Below are 22,507 nucleotides of genomic sequence, written 5' to 3' on the forward strand. Positions count from 1 at the left end.
GCCGCTGTCCGGGTCGGCGAGGATCCGGACTATGGCCACCCTCAGGTCGTCGGCGTCCGGCTCGTCCGCGGACGAGGACACCGCGGGCACCGTCACCGCGGTCGGTGCCGCCGTGGCGGCGAAGGACGGGGTGGCGAGCAGGAGGGCCGGGGCGATGATGCCCGCGGCGATGCCGGGCGCTACGCGATGCAGTCGCAAGGGGAATGCTCCTCTTCGTTTGCTACGGAGGTGAGTTGTGGACGCCTCAGGGCGTTCACTTCGGTGATGCTGCCATCTGGGTCTGACAGTGGCAGTTGCCTCGCTGTGGTCGCAGGCACCGTCGCCACGGACGTGGCCGGTGTTCATGGCGGCGCGCCTTCGAGAAAGCGGCCGGCGCTCAGGCGCCGCTCACCATGGGCGTGTTGGCCTGCATCGAGTCCGTAGGGGCCTGCCGCGAGCGGCGCGCCTGAATTTCGCTGCGGCCGAGAGGCGCCATACCGCCCAGCTCACCTGGGCGGAGCTCGGGCGTTGAGCTGGGGCGTTGCCAGGCGGGTAGTGTGTCCGAGGTGATCGATGATCTCCGCTTCCTGGGCGGAATCCAGTAGCCGCTTGGTCTGCTTGCTGGAGCAGTCCGCCCTCGCCGGTCAGCCGTAAGTCCTTGGCCTGGGCTCGGCTCACCAACTCGTAGTCCACGCCTCTCGCCGACACAGCCGCTGCCGACTCGACGGCATCCTGCTCGGCCATGTTCTCACTGGTCAGCGATGCATCTTCCGTGATCGGGAGTTGAACCGAACGATTTGCAGCCTCTGCAGGGCGCAGTCGGAGATGAGGCGGCCTGGTGCCAACACCGTCCCTTGGGACATCGACGCGGGTAAGCATGACCTGAAACGGGTTGTGCAACGGGCAACGCGTTGGTGCCATTGCCCGCCGCACGACCCTCATGCGTCGGCTCAGCTGTAGGGGATCACCAGCACGGACTTGTCCGTGCTGGTCTGGAGCTTCGAGGTGCCGTTGCCGATGGCGTTCCAGACGTCGAGACGGACGGTTCCATTCTTAAGATCGCCGAGGGTGCCCGTGGATGCCTTGTAGCCGCGCGTCTGCGTGTACTCCTCCCACCCGGCGACCGGGTCGGTTGGGAAGTAGTTGTACGTTTCGGTTCGGTCGAAGCTGCCGTCACCAGTGAGGTCGTAGCTGACGCGTGCCTGCTGGCCGAGGCCGACCGTGGTGCCGGCGTCCACCTGGAGCCGGAACGTCGTTCCCGCGCCCGCGGTGAGGGTGCCGTTGACTCCGCGGATCTCGTAGACGAGGGGCTGGTTCGGTGTGCCGTCGTGGTTGGCGCCGCCTCCGGAGGCGATCGTGTCGCTGGCCGGGGTGCCACCGGTCGCCGTGGTCAGGATGCCACCGCTGCGCAGATGGAAGGTGTTCCCCGCCGGCGGGTCGGGATCCGGGTCAGGGTCTGAGGAGCCCGATCCCGTGGCGCTCGCGGTGGAGCGAGCCGGCACGGAGATGGTCTTCCCGTCCGAGAAGGTGACGGATCGTGCCGACGACCCGTGGTTGTGGGCGACGTACGTGCGGGTCGTCCCTTTGGTGAAGACGGCCGAGGTGGGAAGGTCGCCGGTCACGGTGGCGTCCGGTGCGCCGAGTGCGTCGAGTGTGTTGATCCAGTGGTACGTGTGCGCTTTGGATTCCCCCTCTTCCGGGGTGTAACTCGCGTGGCCCGCGTCCCACTTCGACTTGGCCGAGGCGGGGTCGGCCAGGGACTGGAACTCCCACAGGATGTCGCGCCATTCGACGGCGGGGCCGCCGTTCTCCCGTTCCATCTCGGCGATGTTGCGCCGGATCGCGGCCTTCTCGCCGCCGAGGTGGAGTGAACCGCCCGTGAGGGGCAGGACGTTGATGCCGTGGATCTCTTCGGGGTTGGCGGTCCACCAGGTGGCGTAGGCCCCGCCGCTTCCCCACACCATGCCGACCGTGTCGTGGCTGAAGGTGGAGGGGAAGACCTGCTGGTCCGCGTCGAACCAGTACTGCGCGACCGACTCCGACTCGGTGGTCAGCAGGTAGGTGCCGAGGTCACGCAGAGAGGTGTCTCCGGTGGCGGACCCCCACAGGACGAGGGCCGCGCTGAGGTTCGTGGACTCGGAGGAGGACTCCTGGTTGTTGCCGGCGGCGAAGCCTTGGTGGCCGGATGCCCAGCTGTGGCCGGCATAGACGTCGAAGCCGCGCAGGAAGGGGTAGGCGGTGTCGGTGCGACTGGCGTTGGCGGTGTCGCGCACAAGGGTCTTGACCATGCCGCCCCATGCGGAGTCGGCGGCCCATCCCTGGTCGTACTGCGCGACGATCGCGGCCGCGTAGACGTAGTAGCTGTAGTGGAAGTGGTGGTCGTTGAGTTCGGTGTCGCTGCCGTAGGAGGCCGGGTAGCCCGTGAGGGTCTTCCAGTCCCTGTCGTAGCTGAACTCGTTCGCGCCGCCCGCCGTGAACCACTCCTGGAGCTTGCCCTTGATGAGGCCGAGCAGCCGGTCGCGGGTGCCAGTCTCGCCGATCTGCTCGGTCAGCGGGACGAGTTGGGCGAGGCGGCCGAGTGCCTTGCCGGTCCAGTAGGTGTCGGTGGCGCCGGAGAAGGGGTCGGAGGCGTTCACGGCCTCGTTCAGGTAGCCGCGCAGCCGGGCCGCGTCCACACCGCTGGACTTGGGCAGCCCGGGCAGAACCGCCGCCGCCTTCTGGCCCGTGGTGAACGAGGCCGACTCGCGGACCTTCATGGTGCGCGCGGTGAGACATAGGTGTAGGAGGTCAGGGCGTCCGAGGTGTTCAGCCACTGGTGGCGGTAGAGCGCCTGGAGCGTGCCCCGTTCGGTGCCTTCCCTCGCCTCCGTGGTGAGCGTGTAGGTGGCTCTGACGGTGCCACCTGTGTAGCTCCAGGCCACCTTGGAGTCGGTGACGAAGCTGAAAGCGTACTTCCTGAAGGTCGCCAGCGCGTCGATGGACGGCAGCACGGCGACGGAGAAGTAGTCCTTCGAGCCGAGGCCCGCGGTGACGGTGGAGCCGGAGACGTTCCAGTCGCTGCCGGTCGGCGCGAAGAGGGCGTAGTGATGTCCGGCGACGGTGATGCCGAGGACGTTGCCCTGGTCGCTGAAGACTGTGGGTGCGCCGGCGGTGGTGATCTGGGCGTTGCCACCCGTGCCCTTGGCGTATACGAACGGGGAGCCGTGGCCGATGGTGGTGCGCAGGGTGCGGGCGCCGTCGGACCACAGGGGAGTGACCGTCCAGTCCGACCAGTCGTCGGCTTTGGTGTCGGGCGAGTTGAGGCCGCTCAGCCCGATGGTGAGGTCGCGCTTGTGGGCGTACTCGTACTGGCGGCCGTCACCGACGATCGACGGGGAGGTCGGGTAGCCGACGTCGAGCCCGCCGGCCGTGGCCTGATACGTGAGGGGGTGCCCGTACATGGGGGTCGACCACGGGTTGTCGCCGTAGCGCTGGAAGGCGAGGGACGACCACCAGTCATTGGTGGGCACGGGCCGGTTGCGAGCGGCGGCGGTCACCTTGGGCGCGACGGGCGTTCCTGTGTTGGTCGTGGGGCCCAGCGTGCCGGACGGCCGGGTGTCGGAGTAACTGCCCGAGCCCACGGGCACGGTGGCCGCGGCCGCCGGAGTGGCAGCCGGGCCCATACCGAAGGCGGCGAGGGCTGAGGCCAGCAGCAGCATCGCTGCCGGTCGGGCGCGTGAGGATGGCATTGCGGCACCTCAAGTCTTCAAGGGGGAGTCTGAGAGCGCTCTCAGATGGCCGGAACGTAAGTGCTAGGTATGTACATGTCAATGTGCTGAACGCAGGAAGTAGTTGTTGACTGATGATTTCCGTTATGTCTTCGCAGCTTGACGATGTGGCTTTGGTGGCCGGCCGGTGAGGCCAATGCTCAGCTGACCCGCCGTCTGCAGCTGGCCCTGAACACCGTCAAACGTTACGCCGGCGCCGATCGGCCGGAGCGGATGCTCCGCGTCCCCAAATACCGCGCGAGCCTTGTCGACCCGTACCGCGAACACCTGCGCGAACGCCGGGCTGAAGACCCCGCCGTCCCGGTCAAGCACCTCTTCGAAGAGATCAAAGACCAAGGATTCACCGGCTGCCTCAACCTCTTGCACAAGTACATCAACCAGGGCCGCGCGGACGCTGACCGCAGCCACATCTCCCCGCGCCGGCTCGCCCGGATGATCCTCGCCAGGCCCGACAACCTCTAGGCCGAACATCAGCACCTACTGGACCGGCTCATCGCGGCCTGCCCCGAGATGACTCAACTCGCTCTCTGCATCAGGGGCTTCGCCCAGCTCCTGAAGCCTCACCCAGACAATGCCGACGCGCTCGAGCTCTGGATCACCCAGGTCCGCACTGCCGATCTGCCGCACCTGCATGCCTTCATCCGAGGGCTGGAGCGGGACCTCGACGCCGTGATCGCCGCGTTCACACTCCGCTACAGCAACGGCCCCACCGAGGGCGTCAACACCAAGACCAAGCGGATCGCCCGCCACATGCACGGACGAGCAGGCCTCACCCTCCTCCGCCACCGTATCCTCCTCGGATAGCGACACCCTCCGTCACCACCGCATGTGAGACAGGGCCGTTAGATTTACACCCCCCGAGGCGGGTGGCCGAACTGCGCGGGGCGCGTGGCCAGCACGCCGCCTCACGCGAGGTCCAGCGCGGGTGCCCCCTTCCGGCGGCGGGGCGGAGTCGGCCAAGAGGGCGGGGCGGAGGCGGCCACGGGGGCCGGCAAGACCCGTGCGGCGACGAACTGGACGACGTCGCCGAACACAGCGCGCGGACCGTGGGCTCGCTGAACTACGGCCGTCCGCGCGGTGCCCCGAACTCCCCACGCCTGGACCACGTCCTCTCCGCGGCTGTCACAGCCGCCGCGTCCGCTCGTCCGATGGCGGAAGCCTCACCGCACGCCGCAAAGCGGGTCGGCCGCTTCGGTGCAAAAGGTTGACAGCCCTCGAGGCGCCTGGCTTCATGAACAGCGCGCAAATATGGGAGCGCTCCCATCGCTGTTCCGTGTTTCTTGTTCTGGCCGTCCGACAGAAAGGGACGTCGTGGGACTGTCATCAAGACGGGGCCGCACCGGGCCGTTCCGGCGCATCAAGGTGGTGCTCGCTGCGGCGCTGACCACAGGACTGCTGTTCGGGACCGGCCCGGCGCTCGGGGCAGAGGAGCGCCCGGCCCCCGCGCGTAGCGAGGCGGCGGTGGCCGCTCCCGGCGACGACTGGCTGCACACCAAGGGCAACCAGATCGTTGACGCGAACGGTGACGAGGTCTGGCTCACCGGTGCGAACTGGTTCGGCTTCAACGCCGGCGAACGGGTCTTCCACGGACTGTGGTCGGGCAACATCACCGACATCACCAAGCCGATGGCCGACCGCGGCATCAACATCGTCCGCGTCCCCATCTCCACCCAGCTCCTTCTTGAGTGGAAGAGCGGCCAGGCCGCCGTCCCGAGCGGCGTCAACGCCTACGCCAACCCCGAGATCGCCGGCAAGACCTCCCTGGAGGTCTTCGACCACTGGCTCGCCCTGTGCGAGCAGTACGGCATCAAGGTCATGCTGGACGTACACAGCGCCGAGGCGGACAACTCCGGCCACGTCTACCCGGTGTGGTGGAAGGGCACCATCACCACCGAGGACTTCTACACCGCCTGGGAGTGGGTGACCACCCGCTACAAGAACGACGACACCATCGTTGCCATGGACGTCAAGAACGAGCCGCACGGCACGGCCAACGCAAGTCCACGCGCCAAGTGGGACGGTTCGACGGACCAGGACAACTTCAAGCACGTGTGCGAGACCGCCGGCAAGCGGATGCTCGCCATCAACCCCAACCTGCTGGTGCTCTGCGAGGGCATCGAGATCTATCCCAAGGCCGGTGTGAGCTGGACCTCCACCACTGGGACCGACTACCACTCGACCTGGTGGGGCGGCAACCTGCGCGGCGTCCGCGACCATCCCGTGGACCTCGGTGCGCACAACGACCAGCTCGTGTACTCCCCGCACGACTACGGGCCGCTGGTCCACGAGCAGCCCTGGTTCACCGGTGACTGGAACCGCACCACCCTCGAGCGCGACGTCTGGGACCCCAACTGGCTCTATTTGCACAAGGAGAACAAGGCCCCGCTGGTGATCGGCGAATGGGGCGGCTTCCTCGACGGAGGTCCGAACCAGAAGTGGATGACCGCACTGCGCGATCTCATCGTCGAGCACCGCATCCACCAGACATTCTGGTGCCTTAACCCCAACTCCGGTGACACCGGCGGCCTGTTGCTGGGCGACTGGAAGTCCTGGGACGAGGAGAAATACGCTCTGCTCAAGCCGGCGCTCTGGCAGCACGGCGGCAAGTTCGTCAGCCTCGACCACGAGGTTCCGCTGGGCGGTGCGGGCAGCACCACCGGCATCAGCCTGAGCGAGGTGTACGACGGGTCGACGGACCCCGAGGACACCCAGGAGCCCACCGTCCCCACCGGTCTGGCCGGCACCGTCAAGACCTCCACCAGCGTCACGCTGTCCTGGACGGCGTCGACCGACAACACCCGGGTGACCGGGTATGACGTCTATCGGGGAACGACCAAGGTGAACGCGGCACCGCTGACCGGCACGACCTACACCGACGCCGGGCTCTCGCCCTCCACGGCGTACAGCTACACCGTGCGGGCCCGGGACGCGGCAGGCAACGTCTCTGCTCCCTCGGCGGCGCTGAACGTGACCACGGAGTCGTCGGACACACCGACCGGGGCCGTGAAGGTGCGGTACAAGAACAACGACAGTTCCGCGACGGACAACGCCGTCCGGCCCTCGCTCCACGTCGTGAACTCCGGCACCTCTGACCTGGGACTCGACACCGTCGCGGTGCGCTACTACTTCACACGCGACGGATCGGCCTCCGTGAACGCCTGGTGCGACTACGCGGCCGTGGGCTGCGCGCAGGTGAAACTGCGGGTGGTGCCGCTGGCGACAGCCGTCCCGGGCGCTGACGCCTATCTGGAGGTGAGCTTCACGGGCGGCTCGCTGGCCGCCGGCGCCACCACCGGTGACATCCAGTTGAGGATGAACAAGGCGGACTGGTCGAACTTCAACGAGACGAACGACTACAGCCGTACGACCTCGACGACGTACACCGACGCACCGGCCGTTCCCGCATACACCGGCACGACCCTGGCCTGGGGCACGCCTCCGGCCTGACCCGCCACCCGTCGAACAGGGCGGAACGCGTCCCCGCCCTGTTCTGGGAGCGCTCCCATCACCGGCCGTACCAGGCCATACGAGGAGAGAGTTGTGAAACGTCTACTGGCCCTACTGGCGACCTGCACGATGCTCCTGGGCCTCACCGTTCTCGTCAGCCCGCCGGCGGCGGCCGCCACGGGCTGCAAGGTCGACTACTCGATCACGAACCAGTGGTCGGGTGGTTTCCAGGCCGGGGTGAAGGTCACCAACCTGGGTGACCCCGTCAGTGGCTGGACCCTGAAATGGACCTGGCCCGACGGCGGGCAGAAGGTGACCCAGGGCTGGAACGCCACCTGGTCGCAGTCCGGCTCGACGGTCAGCGCCGCCAACGTCGACTGGAACCGTACCCTGGCCACCGGCGGCGCGCCGATCTGGGATTCGCCGGCACGTTGACGGGCGCCAATCCGAAGCCCGGCGCCTTCACGCTCAACGGCGTGGCCTGCACCGGCTCCGTCGGCGGAGAGGAGCCCCCGCCGGACCCGGGCACCGGTACCCCGGTAGGCATCAACGGGCAGCTCAAGGTGTGCGGCGTGTACCTGTGCAACCAGTACAACCGCCCCGTCCAGCTGCGCGGCATGAGCACGCACGGCATTCAATGGTTCAGCAGGTGCTACAACAACGCCTCCCTGGACGCGCTGGCCAAGGACTGGAAGTCGGACCTGTTCCGCATCGCCATGTACGTGCAGGAGAGCGGCTACGAGACCGACCCGGCGGGCTTCACCAGCCGGGTGAACAGCCTTGTCGACATGGCCGAGGCGCGCGGTATGTACGCCCTGATCGACTTCCATACCCTGACGCCGGGCGACCCGAACTACAACCTGGAGCGGGCCAAGACGTTCTTCGCGTCCGTCGCCGCCCGCAACGCGGACAAGAAGAACGTGATCTACGAGATCGCCAACGAGCCCAACGGCGTGAGCTGGGCGGGCATCAAGAGTTACGCGGAGCAGGTCATCCCGGTCATCCGGGCTGCCGACCCGGACGCCGTCATCATCGTCGGCACCCGCGGCTGGTCCTCGCTGGGCGTCTCGGACGGCTCCAACGAGGCGGAGGTCATCAACAACCCGGTCAACGCCTCCAACATCATGTACGCGTTCCACTTCTACGCCGCCAGCCACAAGGACACCTACCGTGCCGCGGTGAGCCGTGCGGCCACGAAGTTGCCCCTGTTCGTCACCGAGTTCGGGACGGTGACCTACACCGGCGGGGGAGCGGTCGACCGCGCCAGCTCCACGGCCTGGCTGGACCTGCTGGACCAGTTGAAGATCGGCTACGCCAACTGGACCTACTCCGACGCCGATGAGGGCAGCGCGGCGTTCAAACCCGGTACCTGCAACGGCACCGACTACAGCAGCAGCGGTGTGCTGACGGAATCGGGGGCGCTGCTCAAGAGCCGCATCAGCACCCCCGACGCCTTCCCCACCAGCTGACCCCGTCGGGGCTCCGGCCTTGCTGGAGCCCCCGACTCGCTGCAAGGCCCTCTAGCCTGACCATCGTCGCCGTCGCCGTCGCCGTCGCCGTCGCCGTCGCCTACGGGTTCGGCCTGGGCCAGCGGCACAGGATCGACGGTGCGAAGATCGTCGCCCACGCTGGAGGCCGCCTCCGGCGCCACGTTCGAGCCGTTCGGCCCGACTGGCGTATGGGTGCAACGCCGCCCTCACGCATGATCAAGGCCATGGCCCAAGCGCCGCTCGCCATCGTCCCCGAAGGCCGGGGGAGACGGGACCCGTACGGCTCCGCAGGCGGGACCCGTAAGGCTCCGCGGGCCGGAGCCGGCCGGCGCCACGTCTGGCGAGATGGGTCGAGCGGGTCAGGCGGAGCCGCGGAGCACCAATTCCGTGCGCAGGATGACATGCCGCCAGGCCACTCCCGAGTCCTCCATCTCCTCCAGAAGCAGCCGCACCATGGTCCGGCCGATCTCCTGGAGCGGTTGGCGCACGGTCGTCAGCGTGGGGTCCGTACGCTGCGCCAGGAGGAAGTCGTCGAATCCGATCACCGCGACGTCCTCCGGCACGCGGCGGCCCGCCGCGCGCAGGGCGTCCAGCGCCCCGGCGGCCATGCTGTCCGACGCGGCGAACACGGCGTCGATCCCCGGCTCCCGCGCGATGAGCTCCGCCATCGCCGTGCGGCCGCTCTGCTCGGTGAAGTCTCCTTCGGCGACCCAGAACGGTTGCGCGTCGAGGCCCGCGCGGTCCAGCGCCGCGCGGTAGCCGCGCAACCGGCACTGGGCGACGTACATGTCGAGCGGCCCGGTGATGGTCGCGATCGTGCTGCGGCCGCTGTTCAGCAGGTGGGTGACGGCGCTTCGGGCACCCCCGGCGTTGTCGGCGTCCACGTAGGTGATGCTCTCGTCGCCCGAGCGACGGCCCAGCATGACGGTGGGCACCCCCGCGTCCGCGAGCATGTCGGGCAGTGGGTCCTCGGCGTGCACGGACATCAGCAGCACGCCGTCGACCCGGCCGCCGCGCGCGTACTCGACGAAACGCTTCCGCTCTCCGTTCGTGCGTACCTGGGTGAGCAGCAGTTGCAGCGTGGTGTCGGTCAGCGCGTCTCCGACGGAACGAATGGTCTCCGAGAAGAACGGCTCCGCGAATTTCCGCCAGTCGGGCTCCGTCATCACCAGAGCGATCGCGTCCGTACGACGCCCGGCCAGCGAACGGGCCGCCAGGTTGGGTACGTACTCCAGCTCGGCGATCGCACGCTGCACGGCGCGGCGCGTCGACTCCTTCACCCCTGCCACGTTGTTGACGACGCGGGAGACCGTGCCCCGCCCCACACCGGCGAGCGCGGCCACCTCTTCCAAGGTCGGCCCCGCGCCGGGGCGTTGCTTGCCCATGTACTTCTCCCCCCACCCAGAGAAGACCCAATATTACGGCCGTGGCCGTCCGTGATCGACCGGCTTCGGCCTTCTGGCACGCGCGTCCGGCGCATGTCCGGGACGCCAGGCACACGGCCGGGGCGGGAGGGCCGACCGAGCACGGCGGGGCGCGAGGTGCGTGCCACGAACCAGGGCGGCCCTCCTGCCGCGGGCACCGGGAGGGGCGGTGGCCCTCGCTCCGCAGTGGCAGGGTTCGCGCCAGTGACGCGGAAGTGGCGCAAATGAGTGTTGCCGCTTTGTTTCACGACACCCAATCTGGAGCTGGGAGCGCTCCCATTCGCTTCATCTCCACGCCGTGACCCGGCATCCCCCCCACGGGAAAGAAGGAGATCATGAATTGGCATGACCACATCAGTAAGGTCCGACGTCGTTCGACGCTCGTTCTGAGCCTCCTCGCGGCGTTGCTCCTCGGCCTGCTCCCCTGGAGCGGGACCGCCGTTGCCCACGGCTCGGTCGTCGACCCCGCGAGCCGCAACTACGGCTGCTGGCTCCGATGGGGCAGCAACCACCTGGATCCGGCGATGGCCCAGCAAGACCCCATGTGCTGGCAGGCGTGGCAGGCCAACTCCAACGCCATGTGGAACTGGAACGGTTTGTACCGCAACGGATCCGGCGGCAACTTCCAGGCAGCAGTCCCCGACGGCCAACTGTGCAGCGGTGGCCGCACCGAAGGCGGGCGCTACAACTCCCTGGACACCGTGGGCTCTTGGAAGACCTCGGACATCGCCGGCAACTTCACCGTGAAGCTGTACGACCAGGCCAGCCACGGCGCGGACTACTTCCTGGTCTACGTCACCCGGCAGGGCTTCGACCCCACCACCCAGCCGCTGCGCTGGAGCGACCTCCAGCTGGTGGCCCGCACCGGCAGGTACGCGCCCAGCCAGAACTACTCGATCCCGGTCAGCACGTCCGGCTACACCGGTCGCCACGTCGTCTACACGATCTGGCAGGCCTCGCACATGGACCAGACGTACTTCCTGTGCAGCGACGTGAACTTCCGCTGATCCTGCGCCCACGGGCCGCCCCGCCGGACGAGCGCGCGTCCGGCGGGACACCGTGTTCTGACATACCACGGTGCTCGCACGGACCCACGCGCGACCCGGACAGCAGAGCTGCCTGACCGGCCCCGAGGGGGGCGCCGCGGTGTGCGCGTCTGACGGGATACGCCACCGGGCCGCGCCCCCCGTATGCGAACAGCACCGCCGAACGAGCGTTTCGATACCTGGAGCCGACATGCCAAGACGCCGCTGGACCGGGCCGCTCCTGCTGGGCCTCCTGTTGACCACCTCACCCCGCTGTCCTCCGCCGCGTCGGCCCCGCCCGCGGCGGCGGACAGCGGGGTCAGCCGCACGGCGGCGTCCCCCTCGCCCGTCCCCCTGCCGTCGCTGCGGGCGACCACCACCCAGGTCGCCTCCGGCCTGAGACGGCCCACCGCCCTCGTCGCCCCCGACGACGGCTCGGACCGGTTGTTCATCGCCGAGAAGTCGGGCACCGTACGCGTCTACCACCCGGGCACCGGCCTGGCCCGGGACCCGCTCATCGACATCACGTCGGCCGTGGACGAATCGGGCAACGAGCGCGGCCTGCTCGGCATGGCCGTCCAGCCGGACTTCGCCGACAGCCACCAGCTGTACCTGGCGTACACGGCACTGCCCGACGGCGCGGTCACGCTCGCCCGATACCGGCTCGACGATTCCCGCTTGGAGCCCCTGCTGTCCCAGTCGCACGCCGAGTACAGCAACCACAACGGCGGCCAGCTGGCGTTCGGCCCCGACGGCAACCTGTACTGGAGCATCGGCGACGGAGGAGGCTCCGCCGACCCCTTGCGCGCCGGGCAGCGCCTGAACACCTTGCTGGGCAAGATCATGCGCATCGACGTCAGCCGCCGCTGCGGCGGGCTCGCCTACTGCGTGCCCGCCGACAATCCCTTCGTGGACACCCCCGGCGCACGTGACGAGATCTGGCTGTACGGGCTGCGCAACCCGTGGAGGTTCTCCTTCGACAGCGCCGACGGCTCGATGTGGATCGGCGACGTCGGCCAGGGCCGATGGGAAGAGGTCAGCCACCTCCCGCCCGGACAGGGAGGGCTGAACCTCGGCTGGTCCTGCTACGAGGGTTTGGAGAGGTTCCAAGGCGGCCACTGCGTACCCGGCGAGCAGCACACCGAACCCGTCTTCACCTACTCCCCGTACACCGGCGGCTGCTCGATCATCGGCGGCCACGTCTACCGGGGCCGGCAGTACGCCGACCTCGTCGGCGGCACGTACATCGCCACCGACTACTGCTCGTCCACGGTCTGGGCGCTGCGCCCCGACGGTCAAGGCGCCTACGAGCAGGCGGAGATCGGGGAGATGCCCACCCAGGTGACGTCGATCGGCACGACCGTCGACGGAGAGTTCTACGTCGTCAACGACCTGCCCGGCGGCCTGCACCGCGTGTCCTTCGCGCGAGAGGAACCCACCTGCCGCGTGGATCGCACCGTGCGGAGCTGGGGGACCGGCACGACCGTCGACCTGACGGTCACCAACACCGGCAGCACCCCGATCAGCGGCTGGACGCTGAAGTTCCCGCTGGCTCTCGGGCAGACCGTCACCTCCGACTGGAACACCGACCTGACGCAGGGAAGCAACACCATCACGGCCACCAACGCCTCGCACAACGCCACGATCGCTCCCGGCGCGCACATTACCCTCGGCTACCTCGCCGGCCACACCGGTGACTCCTCGCCGCCGCCGCGGTTCACGCTCAACGGGGACGCCTGCGCCGTCGGCCGCTGAGCGGCCCCACCTGGGCCCGCCTCGCCGTCAACGGCGGGCCCACCCGCCCTCCTCTCCGCTCCTTCCGTCAACTCCGCGGATCGTGCGGCCCGGCAGGCCGACATGATCTCGTCCTCACTCCGACGCCGGAGGAAAGCCATGCCCGTGTCCCGCACACCTGGGCTCCGGCCTGCCGTTCTCCTGTCCTGCTCCGTCGCCCTGCTGGCGCTCACGGCGTGCAGCAAGGACGACGAACGGCCACCGGCGGCCCCGACCGGGGTCACCGCGCAGTCCAGCAGTGCGACCACCGTCCACGTCATGTGGAAGCGGGTGAAGGCCGCCGAGGACGGCGAGACCGTGGAGGCGTACGAGGTCCTGCAGGCCGGGAAGAAGGTCAAGGAGGTCGACGCGGACCGCACCATGGTCGACATCGTCGGCCTGAGACCGGCCGCCGACTACGTGTTCACCGTCCGCACCCGGGACACCGCCGGCAACTACTCCACCCCCAGCCGCAAGGTCCCCGTCACCACCCTCACCGCGCCCGCCGAGGACGGCAGACCGCCGACCCGCCCCGGCCCGCCGCGCGGGAAGGCCGTCGGATCGCGAGCCGTCGAACTGAGCTGGACCGCCTCGACGGACGACCAGCGGGTCGTCTCGTACGACATCTACCAGGGCAACGCGAAGATCCACACGGTCGACGGTGAGAAGACCAGGACCGTCCTCACCGGTCTCCGCCCGGACACCGATTACGTCTTCACGGTGCGTGCCAGGGACGCGGCGGACAACCATTCCCCGGCCAGCGCGCCTCTACGACTGACCACCGCTCAGGGCGAGGACGGCGACGGTGGGGCGGAGCCCGCGGACTTCCGGGCCTCGGTGCGCAAGAACACCGAGGACAAGGCGTACTACCTGGACCTGTCGTGGACGCGCCCCGGACGGACGGACTCGAGGCCGAGTACCAGGTCTACCTCGACGAGGTGTTCGTGACGACCTTGGCCGGGAGCGACGACGCGCCCGGGGGACGGGCGCGGCACACCGTCAACCTGGGCACGGAAGCAGGCAGGACGTACGCCGTGCGGATCAGACCGCGGCTGCCGGACGGCACCTGGGGAGCGTTCTCCACGGAGCGGACAGTCACGACGGGCGGCTGACATCCCGACGGCGCGCTCCCCCGCTCGGCCGGCAGCGCACGTTTCTCCGCGAGTGCGCGAGTACGCGGGTGGACGGTGAAGCGGCCGACGCCGCCCGTGTCCGGCTGCCCCGGCCCGCGGCTGCGGAATCTGGCGACCATCACGCACCACTCGTCAGGACCAGTCACGCAGCCCGGCCGGTCGGCGGGTCAGGGCCGGTTGTACGACTCGCACTTGAACGACGTGGTCAGGTCGCCGAGCCAGATCTCGACGGACGCCGCCCCGCCGGGCTCAGGCGCGGGGAGCACGGTACTGAACTTGTATGTCACGTTGCACTGAGTGCTGGTGGTCCAGATGCCGAGCTCGCGTCCCGCACCACTGCCCACTCCGCGTCCGTCATGTCCGATGGATACACCGGCACCCCTCCCGGTGGTCGGCCGCGTTCCCGAACCTGTGCGCGAGACAATCGCACGACGGCACGCGGGAGTTGGACGAGATGGGGACCGTCACGCAGGACTGGAACAGCAGGGCCTCCTGGCACTCGCGTGGTCGCAAACCCGAGCTACCAAGGGGCCCTGTACTCATGCCTCCAGCCGGCCGAGATCACCCGGCCAAGGACCGTATTCGATGAGAACCGTCCTCCTGATCGATGGAGATACGGCTTCTGAGGGGTGGTGGCTGCCGGCATTCTCTGGCGGCCACCACCCCGCCGTCAGCGACCGAGTAGCAGGCTTGAAGGCGGTCTGTGTGCGGCCGCGTTAGGGCACGGAGCTGAGGTCGTAGGGTGGCAGGGGGGCGATGGTGCGGCGCAGCCCTTCGGCCAGCCTCGCGCGGGAGTACACGACCTTGACGGCGTGGTGGTCGGTGACATCGCCGGTGTCGAGTACGACGACGTCGATGACGGCGTGGATGCTCCATGGGTCGGTGTAGTGGCGGGCGCAGACAGGCGGCTGGTTGGTCAGCACTTCCGCCGTCTCGCTCGTGTGCTCGTGGGGTCCGGCGAGGAAGATCAGCCCCAGTGGGGTGCGGGCGGGGGTGGTGCAGATCTGGCAGCGCAGGGATTGCATGGTCATCATCTGCCGGTAGGGGTGTATCAGTTTCCACTGCGGGCGCCCCGTGGGCTCACCCTGTCCGTCGAGGGGGTTGAAGGAGCAGCGTGCCCAGAGGACGCCGCGGAGGTCGCGGTCGCGGGGGTCTTCGTCGAGGTAGTGCAGATGCAGTCGGCCGTCGGTGTGGGGGAGGAGGATGAGGTTGTCGGGGGCCGCCTCCTCCCCTTCCCGCTGGGTGACGAACGGAACGAGGGCTGGGCTGGTCGGGGTGGGCACGGTGCGCCACTTCCTGCGGTCGGAGGGGTACGGGCTGTAACCGAGCGAGGGATCGAACATGCCGTTGTCTTTCAGGCAATTGAGACTGACGAGACCTTGGTGGCCAGTTCGTCGACTGTCCAGGCGGTCTGCAGAGGTGTCTTGACTGCTCGCGGAAGCGTTGAGGAAGCGCTGTGGTGACTGCCTGACGGCCTGCTCGGGTTTCCTGCCGGGGCCAACGGCGGAAGCGTGGCCGGCAGCCAGTTGGAAGTTTGGTTCAAGCCGCAGCCCTCGCGCACCGGAACTCACACCACGTCTCCTTGCCGCCGCTCTGCCACGCGTCTGAGATCGCATCGACGAGCCGGATCCCGCGACCGGATTCACCGTCGGGTCCGGCTTCCTTCAGTACAGCTGGGGCCGGATTGTGATCGGTGACTGAGACGCGCACCACGTCGACGACCACCATGATCCGGAGCACGACTTCCCCCTAACCGTGAACCACGGCATTGGTGACCAGCTCCGAGACGGCAAGTAAGACGACCCCCGCCACCGGCTCCGAAACACGGCACCGACGCAGGAACACCCGCGTTGTCTGCCGCATCTCCCCGATCTTCGCGAGGTCAGGGAGAAAGGCCGCCTGACAGCCACGGGAAGCCACCGGTACGCCTGGCCTCGCCGATGCGTTGTGCCGGTCTTCGTCAACCGACTTGGCGCACGACACGCCTGCCCTGGCGGCAAAGCTACGGATGCCCCCGCCGGGCGGAGTCTCCTCTTGGAGCTTGGTCATGGGGGCTATCGCACCGCGTGGCGACGCCGACGAACAGGGGAATCCAGCGGGGGAAAAATCTCTCAAGGGGGAAAGTTGGAGGGGAATTAAGGCCATGATTGGATTCCGCCCACCAACAGAGGTCACACTCATGCCAGATCCGTTCGCCGACCTGCTCCTGCGGCTTCGGCAGGATGCGGGCAGGACGCAGGAGGAGCAGGCAGAGGCGATCAACGCTGTCTCCGGCCGGACACCATGACCCGCCGAGAGATCAGCCGCTATGAGAACTTCGAGAACATCCCTACCAATCACACAATCGGCCACATCGCGGCGGCCTGCGGTGTCCCCTTCGAGGAACTACAGCGGGAGGCCAAGGCTGCCCGCGCTCGGAAGAGAAGGGGGCATGCCCGTGCAGGGGAGGACCAGGACGCCGTGAAGCGTCGTACGCTGCTGGGTGGCGCCGCTGCCGGCGTGAGCGCTGCTGCCGAGCCCTGGGGGCGCCTCGCCTTCGCCCTCAGCAAGGGGTCCAAGATTGATTCGCCCTCCGTCGGCGCGCTCATCGACCGGGCTGCTGAACTGCACGTCCAGGAACTCAATCTCAGCGCCCGGCGGCTACAAGGCACGGTTGAGTCGCATCTTGACGCGCTCACTGCGGCTCTGCCCCGCGCTGGCGAGCACGAGAGGGCTCTCACTATCGCCGCCGGAGAAACCGCCGCCCTTGCCGGTTGGGTGGCCTGGGACCTGGGTGAGCACGACAAAGCCGACGCTTACTACAAGGTTACGTCGCAGTGCGCGACGACCGCCGGGTATCCTCCGCTCCGAGCCCTGGCCCTGACCTACAGCAGCTACGGCGCTTCGACGCCGAAGGCGAAGTTGGAGTTCCTTACCCAAGCGGCCAGCGATGTGCGAGGCTACGGCAACGCTACTGCTGCCGCCTGGGTCCTTGGCAGACATGCAGAGGAGGCGGCGGCGGTCGGCGACGAGACGGGCGCGCTCCGCGCGTTGGAGCGAGCCTGCTTCGCCTACGATTTCGCGGATCACACCAGCGAGCAGGCGTGGGTCCGGTTCGTGACCCCGCACCGCATGGACTCGCTTGCCCTCTCTGTGTACGGGCAGTTGGGGCGTCCCGAACTCACCGCTACAGCAGACACCGCAGTCGGCCGCCTGGGAGACGAACTCCCGGACGGAGGCGTCGTGGTACTCGGGGATCTCGCTTCGGCCCTACTGCGCGGAGGTGACATCGACCAAGGTGTCAACGTGTCACACCAGTTCGCCGCAGCGGCGCAGGCCAAGCCCAACACTATGGGCAAGGAACGCGCAGCGTTCATCGCAGCGTCGCTCCCCGACAGCGAACAAGACCTTGCCGTCTACCTGCAGCAGTTCGCCTCCTGAACCGCCCTGCGCCGGTACAGGGCCAAACTGAGGACGCGAACGCCGTCGAAAGCCCGTCGCTCCTCAGTCCTGTGCCGTCTCCTCAACAACCCAGGACAAATACGCCTCCGACCCACCGGTCACTGGCAGTGTGATCCACTGGGGTACATCGTACGGGTGCTTCTCGTGCAGCCATGCTTCCAGTGCCGGGAGCCGGTCCGTGGTAGTCATGTACGAGATCCGCCACTCCTGCGCTGTCTCGACCTTCCCCTTCCACCAGTAGAAGGCGGTGATTGGCGCATCTATGTGAACCCCCGCTGCCAGCTTGCACTCGACTGCGCCACGGGCCAGCGCCTTCGCCTGATCCTCGTTGTCACTGGTCGTCTGCGCGATCACAATGTCGTTGGCCATGCAACCACCTCTCCAGTTCGGGTACCGCGACCCTACCTAGCCACCGAGCCCCGACCCCAAGGCCATCCGGCGGCAGCCCGGACTTTGCCAGCGCTGCTCTCACTCACAGGGCAGGTCGTCCAGGAGGTCTGGCTGGGGTGGCCGGCGGTGCCGGACAGGCACGTCCGAGGCGGTGGGCCCACGGGTGATCCCCGTACGTGGCGAACACGGCTTCGGCGAGCCAATCCTCTGTGCCGGTCCGAGCGTCGGAAGGATTGCGGTGAGGTCTGTCTCATCCCTAGACCGGGTGCTGTTGGCCTTGTAGTAGAGCTGGACGCTGTACCAGCGGCTGCGTGACGCCTTCCTCGCCACGATGCCAGACCTCGGGTGCACGCGGACCTGTCGCCGGCCGACTTGCTGGCGGTGGACGGTTACAAGGAGTGTGACCCGGAGGCGGCGATCGTCGTCTCGGCGGTCAAGGGCGGCCTGGGCAAGCTACGCGGACGCCTGTGCGGGGAGGGGTAAAAGCCCGGGCAGCCGTGGCGGGCGCTGCCCCGGCCGACGTGGCGGTCGGACATCCGGGCGGCGGTCATCAGCGTGCGCTCGAGCGCGAGAGGCTCCGTCTCTACGAGGTCGCCCAGGCCGAGGCGAAGCGCATCCGTGAGCCGACCGGAACGTGCAGGACGTGTGGCTTCAGGCTCTTGGGATCGGGCCCCGGCGTCCCGCCGCAGTTCTGCTTTACGTGCGCGCCGCTTCCTCCGACAGAGCACCTGTCGCCCGCGTTCTCATGGGCGGCGGCACAGCCCGAAGGGCCGAGGAGTAAACGCCGCGGCGGTACATCAACTCGGCGTAGCAGCCTGCGGCTGCCGCCGGCGGGGGAGGCGTGCTCGGTGCCCCGCAGGTGCGCCTCCCACGCCTGGTTGAGGACCGGGCTGATGACCACCTGTCTGCTGGCGAGATTCCGGAGGAACCTTCCGCCCGGCGGGGGCTGCCCTAGCCGGGACACGCTTCCCTCCTGGAGACCGGGGCTCATCGCGACGACGACGTCCTCCGGACTGGGCACCAGCTGGGTGGGGTGCACCGTTGGCACCCCTAGGTATCACTATTCGCTGACGATGCGGCTGAAGTGCTCTCTGGCAAGACACCGTCGGCCGCACGTCGTGGGAAGGTGGGAACCGCTGAGCTGAGACGTGCGACTAGGGGAGTGGCAGCAGAGGTGACTGTGGCGGGGGACGGTGCGATACCGACACTGACTCGGGCACACCGCATTCTGATCGGCGTGGTGGTCTCCGGTGCCGTCGTCATCGCCGGGATCGGCTTCGCCGGTTCCTACGCGGCCGTCCGTGAGCTGGCCCTCCAGAAGGGCTTCGGGGACTTCGCCTACGTCTTCCCGATCGGTATCGATGCCGGCATCTGTGTCCTCCTGGCCCTTGACCTCCTGCTGACTTGGATCAGAATCCCGTTTCCCCTGCTGCGGCAGACGGCCTGGCTCCTGACGGCCGCAACGATCGCCTTCAATGGGGCGGCGGCATGGCCCGACCCGCTGGGCGTGGGCATGCACGCGGTGATGCCGGTCCTGTTCGTCGTCGCGGTCGAGGCTGCCCGGCACGCGATCGGCCGGATCGCCGACATCACGGCCGATAAGCACATGGAGGGCGTGCGGCTGACGCGCTGGCTGCTTTCGCCGGTGCCGACGTTCCTGTTGTGGCGTCGGATGAAGCTGTGGGAGCTGCGCTCCTACGAGCAGGTCATCAAGCTGGAGCAGGAACGGCTCGTCTACCAGGCCCGGCTGCGTTCCCGCTTCGGCCGGGCCTGGCGCCGCAAGGCGCCGGTGGAGTCCCTGATGCCGTTGCGGCTGGCGCGTTACGGCGTGCCGCTCGCCAAGACTGCGCCCGCCGGCCTCGCTGCCGCCGGCATCGACGCACCGCCGCTCCTCTTCACTGCCGAGCGGGTTTCCGCCCCCGCCCGGCCGGAGAACTCCGCGCTCAAGGCCACGCCACCCACGCCACACGAGAAGCCAGAGCCGACGGAACCTGAAAACCTTGACCCGCGACCGGTGAAGGGTCCTGCCGTAGTGCCCGAGCGGCCGCATGAGCGGGAGGAATCCGCACCGGGAAATGCCGAGCGGTTTGCTCAGGCCTACCAGGCGTTCGTCACGCAGTTCCAGGCCGAGCCGACTGCCGCGCAGTGGGCCCTCTGGCTCCGCGACGCGTACGGCATCTCCACCGGGGCCGGCGAACCACTCTCCCCAGCACAACTGCAGCCCCTGCTGCAGGTCCTGCGTAACCGCTATGCGATTGCGGTTAAGGAGACCGCCGACGTCGAAGAGCCGCAGGTAACCGACCAGTCCTGGTACGACTACTTCTACAGCGCCTGGCGCAGCTACGCGGATGAGCACGGCACCTATCCCGACGCGGTCGCTCTCGCGGCATACGTGTACGAGCGGGACGCCATCAAGGGCGGTGGCGGCAACCCCATCACGGGCGAGGACCTGGCGGACTTCGTTACGACCTTCCAGGAGCGAAAGGTCGACGAGAGCAAGCTCCCCTCCGAGGACGCCCCCGATCCGATCGCGCAGGCAGCGGGCGAACCCCTCCCGGAGACGACCGTCTCGCAGCCAGCGCCCGCCAGCGCTGCAGCACAAACGGCGAAGGAGCCGCGCGGGCCCCGAGTGGATGCCCCCGTCGACGAACCGCCGCCAGCCTCGAACGGGGGAGGCCTCACCACTCCTGACCGGTACTACCTCGCATGGATGGAGTACCAAGAGCAGAAGGGGAGTGAGCCCAGCGACAAGGAGCTCTCGGCCTACTGCGCAGACAAGGGACTGTTCGGCCGTGGCAGAAAACCCATCAGCCCGGCCAACCTGCGGCGCCACTTCCTGCGCTGGCGCGTCTATAACGTCTGGGCCGAGCAGCGGGCGCACACCGACGCACCTGCACAGTCGGAGGTTGCGCGAGCCTGCGCAGACCGGGGGATCACCGGTCAGCACAACAAGCCCATCTCCCCCGACCTCATCGCCGAAGAGGCTGTGGACTTCGAACGGCGTTGGCAGGCGCTGACCCGCCACCACGCGCAGCCACAGCAGTAACAGGCCGCGCACCCTGCTCTTCATCGCACACCAGCAAGCCGGTTAACGCCAACGGCTGCGCATCAAGAAAACCGCAGGTCATCCCAGCTGCGCAGCCGCGATACCCAGTGCGCAGTCGGACCGCACAGCGGTCTGCGCACCCGCACCCGCGGATTGCTCATGCGCGCCCTGAACATCGCGCGCCGCAGACACCACCGTGACGGAATAGAACTGCCCACCCACAGCCCTGTGGGCGGTCGTGCTGGTCAATCCGAGGGTGTGGCTCAGTTACATGAGGTACGGCCCATGGTGGGGTCGTACTGGCCGCGCCTCAGCGCGGGTCACGAGGCAGAGTGGTGCAGGAGCCAGGCGATGACCGCCCGGAAGGTGCCGGAGACGGCACCGCTGACAGGTCTCCCCGCTCCCGAACGTCGGTTGCCGACCTGTGCACCGGAGCGGCCGCGGAGGGCTGCGCCTCCCGTGCTTGTCTGTCCCCGGGCTCGGTCGGCGGCCCCGGCGGCGTTCCTGGATGGTCCCGCCGCGTTCCGCAACCCCCGACGGCCACCTACGAGCTGCACTACCTATTGGAGTACGCGCGGATTCCCGGAGATCATCCGGTGGCTGCACATCCGCATCTCAGCTGGTAGATCGCTCTGTGTGGGTCGTGCACTCGTCGGTGTGAGATCTCAGCAGTAGCTCGCAGATTCTGCGAGTGATCGCCGTAATCTGCGGCTTTGTGTCAGATTTCGGAAGTCGCGTGCTGACGCTCGTGCGCCCCGGGCCAGAGCAGACCGCGCCGGTAGATCCGGAGATCCGGCCGCGGTGTCGGTCGAGTCCGGTCTCGCGGATGTTGTCACCCTTCAGCGGCGCCGCCAGGCCGGCATCTCGGAGCACGACGAGGAGTGCTTCTTCCTCGACACACTGTCCGAGTACCAGTGGGCGAGGGACGCGGCCGGCCTGGCACCGACGACACTCGACGGCCTGATCAAGCCGGTGATCAAGGCCTGCGAGTTCTACGGCACAGTACCGTGGCGGCTCTCATCCCGGGAGGTCGACCGGTACCTCGCCGCTGCGGGCAAGCGGTCACCGGCGACCCTTGCGCGGCAAGATCAACAACGGCGTGGTCGAAGCGGCGCTTTGGCATCCCGGCATATCGCTAACCGACCCGCTGCATTGCCTTCCGGTGCCGTTCCGCCATCGCGGCCCCGGACTCGCGGCGGGCCATCCTGCGCAGGATGGATGGTGCGAGGAGCAGCCCGGCGGCTGCCCGCGAGCCGGGGCTCTCGCTGGGTCACCCCTTCCTGCCGCTCGTGTGCCGACGGTCTGCTGCAGCCTGCGAGAACTACCCGGCTGGGTCCTGTAGGTCTGCTACTCGGACGCCACGTCAGATCGGGGTTCGTTTTGGGCGCTCTTGCCACAACGGGACCGGCCGTCGGAGCGACGGCTTGCTTGGTGGTGACTGCCGACGATGCGCCCGGTGAGCAAGGCCACACTTGCATTTGTAATGATCATGCACATTAATTGTCTGGGTTAAGTGAAGATCGTGTGAGAAAAATGGGGGTGTGGACATGTCATGGCGTGAGGCGGTCGGAGGGGACCGACGAAGAACATGCT

Annotated in this window: 11 protein-coding genes and 6 pseudogenes; 10 read left to right on the forward strand and 7 right to left on the reverse strand. The window is 68.2% G+C overall.

The window, feature by feature from the left end; all coding sequences use genetic code 11:
- Together BM536_RS38150 and BM536_RS38160 are read right to left on the reverse strand one after the other, a co-directional pair.
- A pseudogene (locus BM536_RS38150) lies at nt 1-198 on the reverse strand (ALF repeat-containing protein); the annotation flags it as partial.
- A gap of 731 nt (nt 199-929) precedes the next feature.
- Nucleotides 930-3,706 (reverse strand): annotated as a pseudogene (locus BM536_RS38160) (glycosyl hydrolase).
- 180 nt (nt 3,707-3,886) lie between these two features.
- On the opposite strand from BM536_RS38160, the pseudogene BM536_RS38165 reads away from it, so the two are divergent.
- The 3 genes and pseudogenes from BM536_RS38165 to BM536_RS38175 all read left to right on the forward strand — a co-directional run.
- Nucleotides 3,887-4,549 (forward strand): annotated as a pseudogene (locus BM536_RS38165) (ISL3 family transposase); the annotation flags it as partial.
- Between the two features lie 507 nt (nt 4,550-5,056).
- The gene (locus tag BM536_RS43710) at nt 5,057-7,192 is read left to right on the forward strand and encodes a cellulase family glycosylhydrolase (RefSeq protein WP_245874017.1); all 2,136 of its coding nucleotides are present in this window, start codon (nt 5,057-5,059) and stop codon (nt 7,190-7,192) included.
- Between the two features lie 93 nt (nt 7,193-7,285).
- Nucleotides 7,286-8,661: pseudogene (locus BM536_RS38175) on the forward strand (cellulase family glycosylhydrolase).
- Between the two features lie 380 nt (nt 8,662-9,041).
- Here the strand turns inward: BM536_RS38175 and BM536_RS38180 are convergent.
- Nucleotides 9,042-10,067 carry a LacI family DNA-binding transcriptional regulator gene (locus tag BM536_RS38180; protein WP_094104080.1) on the reverse strand — a complete coding sequence of 342 codons (1,026 nt, stop codon included), beginning with the start codon at nt 10,065-10,067 and terminating at the stop codon, nt 9,042-9,044.
- A 374-nt stretch (nt 10,068-10,441) separates the two neighbouring features.
- On the opposite strand from BM536_RS38180, the gene BM536_RS38185 reads away from it, so the two are divergent.
- The 4 genes from BM536_RS38185 (at nt 10,442) to BM536_RS43715 (ending at nt 14,016) form a co-directional block, all read left to right on the forward strand.
- A complete protein-coding gene (locus tag BM536_RS38185) occupies nt 10,442-11,113 on the forward strand; it encodes a lytic polysaccharide monooxygenase auxiliary activity family 9 protein (protein WP_073492729.1) in 672 nt (223 codons plus the stop codon).
- Nucleotides 11,114-11,296: 183 nt separating this feature from the next.
- Nucleotides 11,297-12,886: a PQQ-dependent sugar dehydrogenase gene (locus BM536_RS38190; protein WP_211363026.1), complete on the forward strand. Its 1,590-nt coding sequence runs from the start codon at nt 11,297-11,299 to the stop codon at nt 12,884-12,886.
- A 144-nt stretch (nt 12,887-13,030) separates the two neighbouring features.
- Nucleotides 13,031-13,852 (forward strand): fibronectin type III domain-containing protein, encoded by an 822-nt coding sequence (locus BM536_RS38195; protein WP_245874018.1) that lies wholly within the window; start codon nt 13,031-13,033, stop codon nt 13,850-13,852.
- Nucleotides 13,849-14,016: a hypothetical protein gene (locus BM536_RS43715; RefSeq protein ID WP_245874019.1), complete on the forward strand. Its 168-nt coding sequence runs from the start codon at nt 13,849-13,851 to the stop codon at nt 14,014-14,016. Before BM536_RS38195 ends, BM536_RS43715 begins: the two co-directional genes overlap by 4 nt.
- A gap of 737 nt (nt 14,017-14,753) precedes the next feature.
- On the opposite strand, the gene BM536_RS38205 is transcribed toward BM536_RS43715, so the two are convergent.
- Nucleotides 14,754-15,380 carry a hypothetical protein gene (locus BM536_RS38205; protein ID WP_094104081.1) on the reverse strand — a complete coding sequence of 209 codons (627 nt, stop codon included), beginning with the start codon at nt 15,378-15,380 and terminating at the stop codon, nt 14,754-14,756.
- Between the two features lie 196 nt (nt 15,381-15,576).
- Nucleotides 15,577-15,765, reverse strand: coding sequence for an ATP-binding protein (locus BM536_RS40580; RefSeq protein WP_143651140.1), 189 nt, complete (start codon nt 15,763-15,765; stop codon nt 15,577-15,579).
- Between the two features lie 555 nt (nt 15,766-16,320).
- Here BM536_RS40580 and BM536_RS38210 point away from each other — a divergent pair.
- The gene (locus BM536_RS38210) at nt 16,321-17,457 is read left to right on the forward strand and encodes an NsdA family TPR-like regulatory protein (RefSeq protein ID WP_245874020.1); all 1,137 of its coding nucleotides are present in this window, start codon (nt 16,321-16,323) and stop codon (nt 17,455-17,457) included.
- Between the two features lie 63 nt (nt 17,458-17,520).
- On the opposite strand, the gene cutA is transcribed toward BM536_RS38210, so the two are convergent.
- Nucleotides 17,521-17,847 (reverse strand): divalent-cation tolerance protein CutA, encoded by a 327-nt coding sequence (gene cutA, locus BM536_RS38215; protein WP_073492723.1) that lies wholly within the window; start codon nt 17,845-17,847, stop codon nt 17,521-17,523.
- 319 nt (nt 17,848-18,166) lie between these two features.
- On the opposite strand from cutA, the pseudogene BM536_RS38220 reads away from it, so the two are divergent.
- Nucleotides 18,167-18,423: pseudogene (locus BM536_RS38220) on the forward strand (telomere-associated protein Tap); the annotation flags it as partial.
- Between the two features lie 682 nt (nt 18,424-19,105).
- Nucleotides 19,106-20,914, forward strand: coding sequence for a DUF2637 domain-containing protein (locus tag BM536_RS43720; protein ID WP_245874021.1), 1,809 nt, complete (start codon nt 19,106-19,108; stop codon nt 20,912-20,914).
- 1,135 nt (nt 20,915-22,049) lie between these two features.
- On the opposite strand, the pseudogene BM536_RS43725 reads toward BM536_RS43720, so the two are convergent.
- A pseudogene (locus BM536_RS43725) lies at nt 22,050-22,169 on the reverse strand (ABC transporter permease); the annotation flags it as partial.
- Nucleotides 22,170-22,507: the final 338 nt, after the last annotated feature.

Origin of the sequence: Streptomyces phaeoluteigriseus (assembly GCF_001896135.2) — a bacterium.
Classification (GTDB): Bacteria; Actinomycetota; Actinomycetes; order Streptomycetales; family Streptomycetaceae; genus Streptomyces; species Streptomyces phaeoluteigriseus.

Bases quoted from the DNA above. Each gene is read 5' to 3' on its own strand.
- BM536_RS38180 (WP_094104080.1), bottom strand. From the start codon at position 10,067: ATGGGCAAGCAACGCCCCGGCGCGGGGCCGACCTTGGAAGAGGTGGCC.
- BM536_RS38185 (WP_073492729.1), top strand. From the start codon at position 10,442: ATGAATTGGCATGACCACATCAGTAAGGTCCGACGTCGTTCGACGCTC.
- BM536_RS38190 (WP_211363026.1), top strand. From the start codon at position 11,297: ATGCGAACAGCACCGCCGAACGAGCGTTTCGATACCTGGAGCCGACAT.
- BM536_RS38205 (WP_094104081.1), bottom strand. From the start codon at position 15,380: ATGTTCGATCCCTCGCTCGGTTACAGCCCGTACCCCTCCGACCGCAGG.
- BM536_RS40580 (WP_143651140.1), bottom strand. From the start codon at position 15,765: ATGGTGGTCGTCGACGTGGTGCGCGTCTCAGTCACCGATCACAATCCG.
- BM536_RS38210 (WP_245874020.1), top strand. From the start codon at position 16,321: ATGACCCGCCGAGAGATCAGCCGCTATGAGAACTTCGAGAACATCCCT.
- cutA (WP_073492723.1), bottom strand. From the start codon at position 17,847: ATGGCCAACGACATTGTGATCGCGCAGACGACCAGTGACAACGAGGAT.